General features: G+C 67.9%; 11 protein-coding genes, 1 tRNA gene and 2 rRNA genes (1 of these 14 cut by a window edge). 11 read left to right on the top strand and 3 right to left on the bottom strand.

Annotated elements, in window-relative coordinates:
* The 5 genes from ACF66B_RS11110 to ACF66B_RS11090 form a co-directional block, all read left to right on the top strand.
* Positions 1–1,816, top strand: a 23S ribosomal RNA gene (locus ACF66B_RS11110); it begins 1,021 nt to the left of the window's first position.
* Between the two features lie 130 nt (positions 1,817–1,946).
* A 5S ribosomal RNA gene (gene rrf / locus ACF66B_RS11105) occupies positions 1,947–2,062 on the top strand.
* 39 nt (positions 2,063–2,101) lie between these two features.
* A tRNA-Met gene (locus ACF66B_RS11100) sits at positions 2,102–2,178 on the top strand.
* 566 nt (positions 2,179–2,744) lie between these two features.
* Positions 2,745–2,981: a DUF6489 family protein gene (locus ACF66B_RS11095; RefSeq protein WP_111431093.1), complete on the top strand. Its 237-nt coding sequence runs from the start codon at positions 2,745–2,747 to the stop codon at positions 2,979–2,981.
* Positions 2,982–3,222: 241 nt separating this feature from the next.
* On the top strand, positions 3,223–3,372 hold the full coding sequence (locus tag ACF66B_RS11090; RefSeq protein ID WP_162683367.1) for a hypothetical protein: 150 nt from the start codon (positions 3,223–3,225) through the stop codon (positions 3,370–3,372).
* A gap of 313 nt (positions 3,373–3,685) precedes the next feature.
* Here ACF66B_RS11090 and ACF66B_RS11085 read toward each other — a convergent pair whose 3' ends face one another.
* Positions 3,686–6,256, bottom strand: coding sequence for an AMP-binding protein (locus tag ACF66B_RS11085; RefSeq protein WP_111431094.1), 2,571 nt, complete (start codon positions 6,254–6,256; stop codon positions 3,686–3,688).
* Between the two features lie 180 nt (positions 6,257–6,436).
* Complete coding sequence (locus ACF66B_RS11080; protein ID WP_111431095.1) at positions 6,437–7,486, bottom strand: LacI family DNA-binding transcriptional regulator; 1,050 nt, start codon at positions 7,484–7,486, stop codon at positions 6,437–6,439.
* A 245-nt stretch (positions 7,487–7,731) separates the two neighbouring features.
* Between ACF66B_RS11080 and ACF66B_RS11075 the strand changes: the two genes are divergently transcribed.
* The 5 genes from ACF66B_RS11075 to ACF66B_RS11055 all read left to right on the top strand — a co-directional run bounded on the left by ACF66B_RS11075 (position 7,732) and on the right by ACF66B_RS11055 (position 13,338).
* On the top strand, positions 7,732–8,781 hold the full coding sequence (locus ACF66B_RS11075) for a sugar ABC transporter substrate-binding protein (RefSeq protein ID WP_111431096.1): 1,050 nt from the start codon (positions 7,732–7,734) through the stop codon (positions 8,779–8,781).
* 67 nt (positions 8,782–8,848) lie between these two features.
* A complete protein-coding gene (locus tag ACF66B_RS11070; protein ID WP_111431097.1) occupies positions 8,849–9,646 on the top strand; it encodes a sugar ABC transporter ATP-binding protein in 798 nt (265 codons plus the stop codon).
* 2 nt (positions 9,647–9,648) lie between these two features.
* A complete protein-coding gene (locus tag ACF66B_RS11065; RefSeq protein WP_111431199.1) occupies positions 9,649–10,893 on the top strand; it encodes a sugar ABC transporter permease in 1,245 nt (414 codons plus the stop codon).
* A gap of 22 nt (positions 10,894–10,915) precedes the next feature.
* The gene (locus ACF66B_RS11060; protein ID WP_111431098.1) at positions 10,916–11,644 is read left to right on the top strand and encodes an SDR family oxidoreductase; all 729 of its coding nucleotides are present in this window, start codon (positions 10,916–10,918) and stop codon (positions 11,642–11,644) included.
* 77 nt (positions 11,645–11,721) lie between these two features.
* Positions 11,722–13,338 carry an FGGY-family carbohydrate kinase gene (locus ACF66B_RS11055; RefSeq protein WP_111431099.1) on the top strand — a complete coding sequence of 539 codons (1,617 nt, stop codon included), beginning with the start codon at positions 11,722–11,724 and terminating at the stop codon, positions 13,336–13,338.
* 7 nt (positions 13,339–13,345) lie between these two features.
* Here ACF66B_RS11055 and ACF66B_RS11050 read toward each other — a convergent pair whose 3' ends face one another.
* Positions 13,346–13,762, bottom strand: a complete 417-nt coding sequence (locus ACF66B_RS11050; protein ID WP_111431100.1) for an Rrf2 family transcriptional regulator — start codon at positions 13,760–13,762, stop codon at positions 13,346–13,348.
* Positions 13,763–13,848: 86 nt separating this feature from the next.
* Here ACF66B_RS11050 and ACF66B_RS11045 point away from each other — a divergent pair, with 86 nt between their 5' ends.
* On the top strand, positions 13,849–14,322 hold the full coding sequence (locus tag ACF66B_RS11045; protein ID WP_111431101.1) for a group III truncated hemoglobin: 474 nt from the start codon (positions 13,849–13,851) through the stop codon (positions 14,320–14,322).
* Positions 14,323–14,425: the final 103 nt, after the last annotated feature.

Genomic DNA, 14,425 nt, shown 5'->3' with positions numbered 1-14,425 from the left:
AGGCCCCCAATTCGTGGCTAAGTGGGAAAGCATGTGGGACTTCCAAAACAACCAGGAGGTTGGCTTAGAAGCAGCCATCCTTTAAAGATAGCGTAACAGCTCACTGGTCTAAACAAGAGGTCCTGCGGCGAAGATGTAACGGGGCTCAAGCCACGAGCCGAAGCTCAGGGTGTGCACTTTGTGCACGCGGTAGCGGAGCGTTCTGTCTATAAACCCTATGTCTCTTCATGGTCCTGCAAGGGATCATGCGAAGACAGAGGGTTTGCGATGAAGCCGGCGCGTAAGCGATCCGGTGGAGCATTCAGAAGCGAGAATGTTGACATGAGTAGCGACAAAGAGTGTGAGAGACACTCTCGCCGAAAGTCCAAGGGTTCCTGCTTAAAGCTAATCTGAGCAGGGTGAGCCGACCCCTAAGGCGAGGCCGAAAGGCGTAGTCGATGGGAATCTGGTTAATATTCCAGAGCCAGGAGGAAGTGACGGATCGCGGCTGTTGTCTGATCTTATCGGATTGATCAGGCCTCGAAGTGGTTCCAGGAAATAGCCCTCCATAAGATCGTACCCGAAACCGACACAGGTGGACTGGTAGAGCATACCAAGGCGCTTGAGAGAACTGCATTGAAGGAACTCGGCAAAATGCCTCCGTAACTTCGGAAGAAGGAGGCCCCGTTGGCGCGCAAGCGTTGGCGGGGGGCACAGACCAGGGGGTGGCGACTGTTTACTAAAAACACAGGACTCTGCGAAGCCGCAAGGCGACGTATAGGGTCTGACGCCTGCCCGGTGCCGGAAGGTTAAAAGGAGATGTGCAAGCATTGAATTGAAGCCCCGGTAAACGGCGGCCGTAACTATAACGGTCCTAAGGTAGCGAAATTCCTTGTCGGGTAAGTTCCGACCTGCACGAATGGCGTAACGACTTCCCCGCTGTCTCCAATGCAGACTCAGCGAAATTGAATTCCCCGTGAAGATGCGGGGTTCCCGCGGTCAGACGGAAAGACCCCGTGCACCTTTACTACAGCTTCACACTGGCATCAGGCGCGCAATGTGCAGGATAGGTGGTAGGCTTCGAAGCGGGGACGCCAGTTCCCGTGGAGCCACCCTTGAGATACCACCCTTTGTTCGCTTGATGTCTAACCGCGGACCGTTATCCGGTTCCGGGACCCTGTGTGGCGGGTAGTTTGACTGGGGCGGTCGCCTCCCAAATAGTAACGGAGGCGCGCGATGGTGGGCTCAGAGCGGTCGGAAATCGCTCGTCGAGTGCAATGGCATAAGCCCGCCTGACTGCGAGACTGACAAGTCGAGCAGAGACGAAAGTCGGCCATAGTGATCCGGTGGTCCCGAGTGGAAGGGCCATCGCTCAACGGATAAAAGGTACGCCGGGGATAACAGGCTGATACTGCCCAAGAGTCCATATCGACGGCAGTGTTTGGCACCTCGATGTCGGCTCATCACATCCTGGGGCTGGAGAAGGTCCCAAGGGTACGGCTGTTCGCCGTTTAAAGTGGTACGTGAGCTGGGTTTAGAACGTCGTGAGACAGTTCGGTCCCTATCTGCCGTGGGTGTAGGAGACTTGAGAGGAGTTGCCCCTAGTACGAGAGGACCGGGGTGAACGCACCACTGGTGGACCTGTTGTCGTGCCAACGGCAGTGCAGGGTAGCTATGTGCGGACAGGATAACCGCTGAAGGCATCTAAGCGGGAAGCCCCCCTCAAAACCAGGTCTCCCTTGAGGGCCGTGGTAGACCACCACGTCGATAGGTCGGAGGTGTAAGTGCAGCAATGCACTCAGCTGACCGATACTAATCGCCCGACAGGCTTGATCCGATCCAGTGGAAGAGAGGCACGTGCCCCTTCCCGGACAGGAAGCCCTTGACCCGGAATACGACAGGAAAGACAGTCTCGTCTCACCGAAACGCAAGCCCGAAAGACTTGCGCATACGGTGCGTTTTACTGGCTTGGTGGCAACAGCTGCGAGCGAAACACCCGATCCCATCCCGAACTCGGCCGTTAAGCGCCACGGCGCCGATGGTACTGCGTCCCAAGACGTGGGAGAGTAGGTCACCGCCAGGCCTGTAAAACGCACCTTTCTCTCTCTTCACCATGCCCTGCCGCGGGGTGGAGCAGCCCGGTAGCTCGTCAGGCTCATAACCTGAAGGCCGCAGGTTCAAATCCTGCCCCCGCAACCAGATATACTGGCAAGAACCCCGCCCCTCCGGCGGGGTTTTGTCGTTTCAACGGAAAGCGGAAGAATTCCAGCAAGATTGCCGCCCTCCGGGGCGGCGTTTGCGTTTGGATCTGCCGTGGAAGCACTCTGGAAAAAAAGCAGGGCTTCCCTGATGTAGTCTTTCGAGCCGGTTGGAGGGCGAAGGAAGGCGGCAATCCCGCCTCGGCGGCGGGCCCCTGGAGCCGGATCGGGCTTCAGAGCGGGAGTGCCAGAACCTCACATCAGGTTATCCAACCAAGGGGTGCCGGTTGAACGGCGATCAGGTGCGCTGAAAGGGGGCGGCGGGCCGTCTGAGGTCGGCCTTCTCGGCTTTGCGTGCGGTGAGGCGGTCCACAAGAGCGTGGTTTCCCAGGCCCGGCTCGATCATGTCGAGAAGGCTGGCGATGTCGCCGTGGATGGAGGGTGGCGGGCGCATGAGGACTCGGGATCTGGAATAATATGTTGCATTGTCGGGGATCTTCTCGGCGCTCTGGACGGTGAGGGGCGGGATGGGCTGAACTGGCGACTGTCCTGAGGAGGAGACGGCATATGAAAGTCACCATCGAGATAGACTGCACGCCCGAGGAAGCCCGGGACTTTCTCGGGCTGCCGGATGTCAAGCCGCTGCATGACGAGGTGATGGGCGAGATCCGCAACAGGATGCTCGCGACTGTCAAGACGATGGATCCGGCCGAGATGTGGAAGGACTGGATGCCCGGTGCGAGCGGGTATGAGCAGATGCAGGATTTCTTTGCCCTGATGACCGGAGCGAAGCGCGGAAAGTGAGCGCCGCGGGGCGTGAAAGCAGGGCGTTTCACCGTGAAAATCGAAAAACGCCACTGAAATCATTGGATTTTCGTAGTTAACATATCATGAATGCGGCTTTGGCATCCGCGCGAAGGCGGGCGGTGCCGGACCGGGTTGGCTTGTAATCCGGGAAGGGCTTTCGCTCCGTCCGGCGGGTTGCACCGCGGGCCTCTGGGCCCGAGGGTTTACCGGTTTCAGGAGCCACGCCAAGGTAAAGGCGATGCTGAAACGGGACGTTCCCGGCAATCCGGGCCCGGAGAGGCTGCGCCATGCCTGGGAGGGGAGACCTTCCGATCTGCCTCCGGCGCTCTTTTTCGCCCATCAGGGGGATCTGCTGCTCGGTTTCGGCAAGGCCGCCGGGGCTCGATGACAAGAAGCCCGGCCACGGCGGGATGACCGACCTCGGAAGGGAATTTCATCGAGGGCATGGCCGCCGATCAGGTTGCCCGGGCGAGGCTTCCCGCCGCGAACGCCTTCCGGGAAGGTCCAGCGGGATGTCTATACCGTTACCGGTATCCAGCGCGCGTCCATAACGGGGGTCGCGGGCTTCCCTGGGGTGAACGCGCGGATCAGGGCGGGGATGACTACGGCAGGACGAGCGGCTTCTTCCACAAGCTGAGGGGCGACCTCGACGCCTTCCAGGCGGCGCCGCGGCGGTTTCCGCGCCCCGCGCGGGGGCGGGGTCAGGTGGCCTTGGAGATCGGGCCGGGGTCCTGCCCGAGACGGAAGCCGGGCTCCTCCTGCGCGCCCAGGCCCGGCGCCCAGCGGAGGTGCGTGAGCCAGTCGAGCCCGCGGGCGGCGAGAAGGCCGAGGGCAAGGCCGCCGAGGATGGCGATGGTGTTCTCGGCCACAGGCGGCAGACTGAGGCCGAGGCCGGGCATCAGGTGCTCCGGGACGAGGCGGTGGAGCAGGTAGATCGGGAAGGCGGCGTTCGCGAGATGCATGACGCCGCGCACGGCCGGACGCGGCAGCCGCACCGTCTCGACATGGAGCAGCAGGGCGACGAGCACAAGCAGGCTCATGTATTTCTCCCAGGAGCCGTACCAGTTGCCGCCGAGCCAGGCGACGAGCGGCATGATGAAGGCGGCGGCGGCGAGCACGGTGGTGCGCTGCGCCGCGCCTTGCGCCAGGGCGGTGCACCAGCCGAGGGCGAAGAGGTAGAAGACCCAGGGCACCGAGAATTGCGAGCGGCCGTCGGGCAGCGGCCAGAGCTCGGGCAGGGTCACCCGGAGCGCGACGCCGAGAGCGAGCAGCGCCAGCCCGACGGTGAAGGGCGATGCCGCAAGCCAGGCGCGCATCGGGGGCGGCCGGAACAGCAGGACGAGCATCAGGCAGATCTGCACATAGGCTTCGACGAACCAGTAGAGATAGGGCAGCATCAGGTGGGTCTCGGGCGAGGTGAGCGCGAGGTTTCCGACGAGAAACACCGAGGCCCAGGGCACCTGGTGCCAGGCGATCGCGAAGCCCGCCAGCACGAGCGCATAGGGCAGGAGGACGCGCTGCACGGGGGCGAGGAAGCCCAGGGCGTCGCCGCGGATCAGCGGGCCGCGCCGGTGCCGGGCGACGCTCATGCCGAGGAGGATGACCATTGCGGCCGCGCCGCCATAGACCGGCCAGTGGGTCTGGTGCGCGACGACGACCGCGAGGATGGCGAGCGCGCGGGCCAGCATCGGCATCGCCACGCGGGCGGCGCGCGCGGGCGCCGGGCGTTCGAGCTCCGCGATCGGGCGCTGCTCCCAGCCCGGCGGCAGGCCGCCGAGCCGCCGGTCGAGCAGCAGCGAGAGCGCGACATGCTGGAGCGAGTCGCCGCCGAGGCTCTCGAAGCTGTCGGTCGGGCGCACCGGGCGCGGGGCGAAGGTGCGGGCGAAGATGGCCTCGAGGCCGGGGTCGGCGGCGGGCGGCGCGGCGCGCTCCTTCAGCGCGGGATAGTCGATCTTGCCGTTGGCGCGGCGGGGAAACACGGCGCAGGGCACCAGCGTGACATGCTGGGCCCGGATGCCGGCGAGGCGGGCGGCGTCGGCCTGCAGCGTTGCGGCGGGTGCGCGGGCCGCGACCCAGATCGTTTCATCGTCGCCCCAGACCGCCACCTCGTGCCCGGCCTCGCCGAGCGCGCGTTCGAGCGCGTCATGGCCGATGCGCAGGCCCGCGATCTTCGACATGCGGGAGCGGCGGCCGGTGATGCGGTAGAAGCCGTCGGCGCCGCGCCGGGCGAGATCGCCCGTCGCGAGTTCGCCGAGCTCGCTGCCGCGGGCGAGGTCCGCCGCGCTGTCGGCATAGCCCATCATGACATTCGGGCCGCGGTAGATCAGCTCGCCCTCGGTTTCCGGCGCGGTGATCGGGCGCCCGGCCTCGTCGCGGAGCATGAGGCTTCCGCCGGGGATGGCGTCGCCGATGGCATCCGGGGCGGTCGTGGCGCATTCGGGGGGCAGGTAGGCGATGCGGGCGGTGGCCTCCGTCTGGCCGTACATCGGCACGAAGCGGCCGCGGCGCGCGGCCATCACGCCCGCCCAGTGCCGGACCTCGGCGGCAGGCATCGCGCCGCCGGCGACGGTCATGCAGCCGAGCGCGGCGGGGAGCTGCGCGTCGGCCCCGATGCTGCGGAGCATGCGGAAATGATGCGGGACGCCGGCGAAGCTGGTGGCGCCCGAGGCGGCGAGCGCGGGCAGGAAGCCCGGGTCGAGGACCGAGCCCTCACCGAGCCAGAGGCTGGCGCCGCGCGCGAGATGGGAGTGCAGGACGGAGAGGCCGTAGGAATAGTGGAGCGGCAGCACCAGGGCGGCGCGCTCCTGCGGCCCGATCTCCAGATAGTCCGCGATCGCCGCGGCATTTGCCGCCACCGCGGCGCGGGAGAGCCGGACGCCACGCCCCTGGCCGGTGCTGCCCGAGGTGGTGAGCAGCAGGAAGAGATCGGGGTGGAGGGCCGCGGGCCGCGGGTGATGGAGGAGGCGGACCCGGCCGCCGGTGGTGCGCCAGCTCGCGGCGGGGCGGAAGCGGGCCTCGAGCCCTCGGGCGAGCTCGGGCTCGCCGGCCGGCAGCGGCAGCACGGCGTGGCCCGCCTGCAGGGCGCCGAGATAGGCCGCGATCGTCGCCGGGGCGGGCGTCATCTCGATGGCGATGAGCCCGCGCGCCTGCGGGAGCCGGGCGGCGAACCGCTCCGCGGCCTCGGCGAGCCCGGCGTAGCTCATGACGGTGGCGCCGGTGATCAGGGCCGGGCTGTCGCCATGCCCCTGCAGGCTTTCAGCGGTGTGGAACATGCAGGCTTCCCCGGCGTCTCTTCTGGCTCGTACCTGCGCGGGTATGTTTATTCGAGTGGTTTTGTCAAGAATAACGCTGCGCGCTGCGGCGCGGAGTGTTGCCGCAGCGGCGGGGGAAGGGAAGGCCAATTCAACAGGATCGGGGTGTCAAAAGCCCGGCGCAGGGTTGGCGCGCGGATTTCAGCCGGGTTGGGCCTGCGCGGGCGCGGCGGGGGCCGGTATCGGGCGCAGGATGCAGGGCACCTCGATGCGGCGGGGGCTTTCGGGCCAGGCCTCGATCATGCCGAAGACCACGTCGAGCATGCCGTCGACATCCTGCTCGGTCATGCCGACATTCTCCGGCAGCAGCGCCGCGAACGGATCCCAGTCGAAGCAGCCGAAGCGCAGGAGGCGGGGGGCGGCGCGGTCGCCGCGCTTCATCCAGTGCACGACGCCTTCGAGGCTGATCGTCGAGTTGACGAAGATGCCGAGCCGTTCGGGCAGGGCGATGCGCTCGAGGGCGGCCTCGGTCTTGCCGGGGGCGTAGCCCGCGACGATCCGGAGCTCGGGCGGGCAGGCGAGGCCCATTTCGCGGTGCGCCTCGAGAAAGCCGCGCAGGCGCTCGGAGGTGTTGTTGTCCGCGGCGCGCCCGCCGACGAAGAGCAGCGGATCGGCCGCGCCGAACTCGCTGCGCATCCGCTCGAGGATCAGCCGGGTGAGATCGCGCGCGCCGCCGAAATTGTCCGAGACGACCGAGGGGGCGCGGGTGCCGGGGAGGTCGAGATTGATCGTCCGCACGCCGGCGGCGGCGCAGAAATCCGAGATGCGGTCGGGATCGGTGGTGCCGGTGGAAATCAGGCATTCGGCCTGGAAGGAGACGAGCTCGCGCGCGGCCTCGAATTCCAGCTCGGGATCGCGCCGGGTGCAGGTGATGACGGGGAAGAGGCCGCGGGCGCGGGCCATGGTCTCGAACCGCTCGGCGATCGCGCCGAAATAGCGGTTGTCGTATTTCGGCACGATCATCCCCACCACCTTCGAGCGCTCGCGCCGCAGCATGCTCGCCTGAAGGTTCACCGCGTAGCCCTGCTCCTCGGCGATCTGCGAGATCCGGCGGGCGAGCTTCTCGCTGATTCGACGCTTCTTCCAGGTGCCGTTCAGCACCGCGCTGACCGCGCTGGGGCTGGTGCCCGCGATCTGGGCGAGATCGTAGATCGTTGGCCTTCTTGGCGAATCTCCGGTCTCGGCGCCCATCCCGCTGGCTCTCCTGCATTCGTGCCGCCTTCCATCTTGACGGCATTCGATCTCGGGAGCAATAATGCTCCATCGATTGAGCAAACTTGCGCAATCGGTGGTGCACCCGAAAACGGGGCATGGGGAGGAAGATCGACGCGCCGCCGCATGACTGCGGCCGCCCGCATCCCGCAGAAGGATGCGGCCGTTTCCGTCTCTTCCCCTGTTCCGGCCGGCGGGCGCTCGAAACCTGTGGAGGAACAGACATGACCCGGAAATTCTCGCTGCTCGCGGCGTCGGCGCTCACATCCCTGCTGGGGGTTGGCCCGGCGTTTGCGCAGGACGCCGCCACGGTGGCCTTCCTGATGCCCGACCAGGCCTCGACCCGGTACGAGGAGCACGACTTCCCCGGCTTCAAGGAAGCGATGGGCGAGCTCTGCCCGGATTGCACGGTGATCTACCAGAACGCCAATGCCGATGTGTCGTTGCAGCAGCAGCAGTTCAACTCGGTCATCGCCCAGGGCGCCAAGGTGATCGTGCTCGACCCGGTGGATTCGGCCGCCGCCGCCGCCCTCGTCGAGATCGCCCATTCGCAGGACGTGAAGGTGATCGCCTATGACCGGCCGATCCCGGACGTTCCGGCGGATTACTATGTCTCCTTCGACAACAAGGGCATCGGCGAGGCGATCGCGCAGTCGCTGGTCGATCACCTGCACGATACCGGCGTGCCGGCGGGCTCGGGCGTGCTGCAGATCAACGGCTCGCCGACCGATGCGGCGGCGGGGCTCATCCGCGACGGCATCGACGTGGCGCTCGACGGTTCCGACTACAAGACGCTTGCCGAATACGACACGCCGGACTGGGCGCCGCCCAAGGCGCAGGAATGGACCGCCGGGCAGATCACCCGCTTCGGTGCGGAGATCAAGGGCATCGTCGCGGCCAATGACGGCACCGCGGGCGGGGCCATCGCGGCGATGAAGGCCGCGGGCGTCGATCCGCTCCCCCCTGTCACCGGCAATGACGCGACGATCGCCGCGCTCCAGCTCATCATCGCGGGCGATCAGTACAACACCATCTCCAAGCCCTCCGAGATCGTGGCGCGCGCCGCCGCCGAGGTGACGACCGGCTTCCTCAAGGGCGAGACGCCCGAGGCGAAGACGACGCTCTACGACACGCCTGCCGAGCTCTTCGTGCCCGCGGTGGTCACGCGCGAGAACATCAAGGCCGAGATCTTCGACAAGGGGATCCAGGCGGCGGGTGAGGTCTGCACCGGCGAATATGCCGCGCCGTGCCAGGAACTCGGGATCGTGCAGTAAATCCGTAAAACGGCAGGCGCGGGCCCTTCGGGGCGCGCGCGGCCCTCAGACGAAGGGAGAACATGCCATGGCGATGGCCGAAGAGCCGCAGCGGGGGGAGCCCATTCTCCGGCTCCGCGGGGTTTCCAAGCAGTTCGGCGCGGTCTCGGCGCTGACGGATATCGCGCTCGACGTCCATGCGGGCGAGGTGGTCGCGCTGGTCGGCGACAACGGCGCGGGCAAGTCGACGCTGGTGAAGGTGCTCGCGGGCGTCCACCAGCCGACCGGCGGCACGATCGAGTTCATGGGCGCGCCGGTCTCGCTCGACAGCCCGGGCGAGGCGCTGGAGCTCGGCATCGCCACGGTGTTCCAGGATCTGGCGCTCTGCGAGAACCTCGACGTGGTGGCGAACCTCTTCCTCGGCCACGAGATCTCGCCCTGGTCGCTCGACGAGGTGCAGATGGAGGTCCGGGCCTGGACGCTGCTGAAGGAGCTCGCCGCGCGCATCCCGTCGGTGCGCGAGCCGATCGCCTCGCTCTCGGGGGGGCAGCGCCAGACCGTCGCCATCGCGCGTTCGCTGCTGCTCGATCCGAAGATCATCATGCTCGACGAGCCGACCGCGGCACTTGGCGTCGCGCAGACCGCGGAGGTGCTCAATCTCATCGAGCGGGTGCGCGACCGCGGCCACGGGGTGATCCTCATTTCCCACAACATGGAGGATGTGCGGGCGGTTGCCGACCGTATCGTCGTGCTGCGCCTCGGGCGGAACAACGGCGTCTTCACCGCCGAGACCTCGAACGAGGAGCTTGTCGCCGCGATCACCGGGGCGAGCGAGAACTCGGTTTCGCGCCGCCGCGCGCGCAAGCTCGAAGAAATGGACACATGACCATGACCGATCACAAGAGCGCCCCCGCCCTCGACCGTTCCGACAGCCGCGTGCGGCATGACGAAGGCATTGCCGGCGCGATCCGCGGTTTCATCGACCGGGTGCGCTCGGGCGATATCGGCATGCTGCCGGTGGTGGTCGGCCTCGTGCTCATCACCACCGTCTTCTCCGCGATCAATCCGGTCTTCCTGGCGCCGAACAACCTGGTGAACCTGCTCTTCGATGCCGCCGCCGTGGGCTGCATCTCGCTCGGGATCGTCTGCGTGCTCTTGCTCGGGCAGATCGATCTCTCGGTCGGCTCGATGAGCGGGCTGGCCTCGGCGATCACCGGCGTGCTCTGGATGAAGGCGGGCCTGCCTCTGCCGATGGCGATCCTCGCCGCCCTCGGCGCGGGCGCCCTCATGGGGCTCGTCTACGGCATGCTGCTCAACCGCTTCGGGATGCCGAGCTTCGTCTCGACGCTCTCGGGCCTGCTCGCGCTCCTCGGATTGCAGCTCTACATCCTCGGGCCGACCGGCTCGATCAACCTGCCCTATGCCTCGCCGCTGGTGCGCTTCGGCCAGATCCTGGTCATGCCGGCCTGGCTCTCGCTGCTGCTCGCGCTGGTGCCGGGGGCGCTGATGATCTGGCTCGATCTGCGCAACATGCGCCGGCGGGCGGCGGCGAACCTCTCGAGCCCGTCGCTCAGCGTGGTTCTGGCCAAGGCGGGGTTTCTGACCGTGGCGCTGATCGTGGCGGTCCAGTATCTCAACCAGGGCCGCGGCATCCCGTGGATGTTCGGCCTCTTCGTTGCGCTGGTCGTCGCGATGAACTATGCGCTCACCCGCACGAAATGGGGCCGTTCGATGTTTGCCGTCGGCGGCAATTCCGAGGCGGCGCGCCGCTCGGGCATCAACGTGAACCGCATCCGCCTCTCCGCCTTCATGCTCTGCTCGACGCTGGCCGCCCTTGGCGGCGTTCTCTCCGCGGCGCGGCTTGCCTCCTCGAGCCAGCAGGCCGGGGCGGGGGATGTGAACCTCAACGCCATCGCCGCGGCGGTGATCGGCGGCACCTCGCTCTTCGGCGGGCGCGGCTCGGCCTGGTCGGCGCTGCTCGGCATCCTCGTCATCCAGGCGATCTCCAACGGGCTCACGCTGCTCAATCTCAGCTCCTCGCTGCGCTACATGATCACCGGCGGCGTGCTCGCCATCGCGGTGATCGTCGACAGCCTCGCGCGCCAGTCCCGTGCCAGCCACGGCCGCGCCTGATACTCCCCGAAAGGATCGGAACATGGCCGAACTCATGAAGGACAAGGTCGCGGCGATCACCGGCGCCGCCTCGGGGATCGGGCTCGAATGCGCCCGCACCCTGCTCGGCGAAGGCGCGACCGTTGTGCTGATCGACCGCGCCGAGGACCGGCTCCGGGCGCTCTGCGAGGAGCTCGGGCCGCGGGCGAAGCCGCTCGTCGTCGATCTGCTCGATGGCGCGCAGGTCTCGGGGATGCTCGAGGGCATCCTCGATATCGCGGGCACGCTCGACATTCTCCATGCCAATGCCGGGGCCTATGTCGGCGGGCCGGCGGCGGAGGGCGATCCGGAGGCCTGGGACCGGGTGCTCAATCTCAACATCAACGCGGCCTTCCGCTCGGTGCGCGCGGTGCTGCCCTACATGATCGAGCGCAAGACCGGCGACGTGATCTTCACCTCCTCGGTCGCGGGGGTGGTGCCCGTGGTCTGGGAGCCGGTCTACACGGCCTCGAAATTCGCCGTGCAGGCCTTCCTGCATGCGACGCGGCGTCAGGTCTCGGTGCATGGCATCCGCATGGGCGCGGTGCTGCCCGGGCCGGTCGTCACCGCGCTGCTCGACGACTGGCCGAAGGAGAAGATGCAGGAGGCGCTCGACAACGGCTCGCTCATGCAGCCGAAGGAGGTCGCCGAGGCCGTGCTCTTCATGCTGAGCCGGCCGCGCAACGTGGTGATCCGCGATCTCGTCATCCTTCCGAACAGCGTCGATCTCTGACGCTGTGTTGCCGGGCGGGGGCGCGGTCTCCCCCCCCCTCCCTCCGCCCCCGTCCGGCCCAGATGCAAGGCAGTGCCATGACCCTCTCCAGCCAGACCGCCCCCCTGCTTCTCGGCGTCGATGTCGGCACCGGCAGCGCCCGCGCCGGGCTCTTCGATCTCGAGGGGCGCATGCTCGCGGCCGACAAGCGCGACATCACCCTCTGGCGCGAGGGCGCCGACATCGCCGAGCAATCGAGCGCCGAGATCTGGGCTTCGGTCTGTGCCGCGGTGAAGGGCGCGCTGGCGAAGGCGGGCGCCGATCCCGCGCGCGTCGCGGGGATCGGGTTCGATGCGACCTGTTCGCTCGTCGTGCTGGGCGAGGGCGGTGCGCCGCTGCCGATCGGCGCGTCGGAGGATCCGGCGCGCGACATCATCGTCTGGATGGATCACCGCGCCATCGGCCAGGCCGAGCGGATCAATGCGATACGGCACCCGGTGCTGGCCTATGTCGGCGGGGTGATCTCGCCGGAGATGGAGACGCCGAAGCTGCTCTGGCTGCGGGAGAACCGGCCGGAGACCTATGCCGCCGCCTGGCAGTTCTTCGATCTTGCGGATTTCCTGAGCTGGCGGGCGACCGGGGATCTGGCGCGCTCGACCTGCACCGTCACCTGCAAGTGGACCTATCTCGCCCATGAGGGGCGCTGGGATGCGGATTACTTCCACCGCATCGGGCTCGGCGACCTGGCGGAGGCGGGGTTTGCGCGGATCGGCACGCGGATCGTGCCGCCGGGAACGCCGCTCGGCGCGGGGCTCACGGCGGCGGCGGCGGCGGAGCTCGGGCTGGCGCCGGGCACGCCGGTCGCGGCCGGGCTGATCGACGCCCATGCCGGGGGGATCGGCACGGTGGGTGCGGTCGGTGCGCCGGAAGAGAATGTCGGCTATGTCTTCGGCACCTCCTCCTGCACGATGACGACGACGCGCGAGCCGGTCTTCGTGCCGGGGGTCTGGGGCCCCTATTTCCAGGCGATGGTGCCGGGCATGTGGCTGAACGAAGGCGGGCAGTCCGCCGCCGGGGCCGCGATCGACCAGCTGCTCGCCTTTCACCCCGCCGCCGCGGAGGCCCGCGCCGCTGCGGAAGCCGCGGGGGAACCTCTTCCGGTCTGGCTGGCGGCGCGCGCAGCCTCCGCCGCGGCGGGTCTTTCGGAGGTGGCGGCGCTGGCCGACGGGCTCCATGTCGTGCCGGAATTCCTCGGCAACCGCGCGCCCTTCGCCGATCCGCATGCCCGCGCGGTGATCGCGGGGCTGGGCATGGAACGCGGGCTCGAGAGCCTCACCGCGCTCTATGTCGCCGGGATCTGCGGCATCGCCTACGGGCTGCGCCAGATCCTCGAGGCGCAGGATGCGGCGGGTGCGCCGACCGCGCGGATCATGATGAGCGGCGGTGCGGGCCAGCTTCCGGTCGTGCGCCAGCTGCTTGCCGATGCCACGGGACGGCCCGTCCATGGCAGCCGTGCGGAGGAGCCGGTGCTGCTCGGCTCGGCCATCCTCGGCGCCGTGGCGGGCGGGCTTTTTCCCGACACGGCGGCGGCGATGGACGCGCTTTCGGCAAGCGATGCGGTGCATCACCCCGATGCCGCCTTCAAGGCGCTCCACGACCGGCGCTTCGCGGCCTTCGAGGCGCTGCAATCCGTGGCGCGCACGCTGCGGGCCTGAGCGGGCCTCAGGCGCCTGGGTGCGCGGTGAGGGCGATATCGGCGAGGGTCGAGCGGTCGAGATCGGCGAGGAACGCGGCCTCCGCGGAACGGAGCCGGGCCTTGAGGCCGCAGCGCCCGTCGATGCTGCATTGGCCGCCGCCGGGCCCGAGGCATTCGACCAGCGCCTGACCTTCCTCGAGCAGGCGCACGACATCGCCCAGACGGATCTCGGACGGAGGGCGGGCGAGCGCCGCGCCGCCGCCACCGCCGCGCCTGGTCGTGACCATGCCGCCGCGGGCGAGCTGCTGGACGATCTTTGCAAGATGATTGCGCGGCAGGCCGAATTCCTCCGCAAGCTCGGCGGTGGAAAACGCGCGCCCCGGCGCACTGGCGAGCCGCATCAGCATGCGGAGGCCGTAATCGGTGAAGCTGGTGAGACGCATGGCGGCGTGCTCCATGAATGCGCATTTACAATACCTATTAAGCCTTGTAGAGGCTGGGGCAAGCCCTTGATGCGGGAGTTTCGCCCATGCCCTCCGTTGCGCCGCCCCGGCCGCAGATCGTTTCCGCCCGGCCGGAGAGGACGGCGGCGCTCATGGCGGAGACCGGCCTCGACGAGGAGATCCTCACCCGTCTGGTGCATCGCTTCTATGGCAGGGTGCAGGCCGATGCGCTGCTCGGGCCGATCTTCGCGGCGCGGATCACCGACTGGGGGCCGCATCTGGAACAGATGGTGGCGTTCTGGTCTTCGGTTGCGCTGATGACCGGCCGCTACCACGGCGCGCCGGTGCCGAAGCATGTGGGCCTGCCGGTGGCGTGGGATGCGTTCGACCGCTGGCTCGCGCTCTTTCGCGAAACGGCGCAGGAGGTCTGCCCCCCGGAGGGCGCGCGGCATGTGATCGCCTGCGCCGAGCGGATCGCGCGCTCGCTCCACATGGCGATCGAGAGCGCGCGGCCGCACGCGGTTCCGATCCTGCGCGCGCCGGCTGCGGCGCGAAAATAGGTATGGATACGGCGCCGGGGCCGCCCCGGCGCGAACATCGTTCCGCCGCCGCCTGTTCTGCCGCGCTCTTGTCCGGTTGGACGGCGCGCAGCGGAACGCCCGG

Source organism: Amaricoccus sp. B4 (assembly GCF_043226085.1).
Lineage (GTDB): Bacteria > Pseudomonadota > Alphaproteobacteria > Rhodobacterales > Rhodobacteraceae > Amaricoccus.
This window is presented reverse-complemented; position numbering and strand designations above follow the sequence as displayed.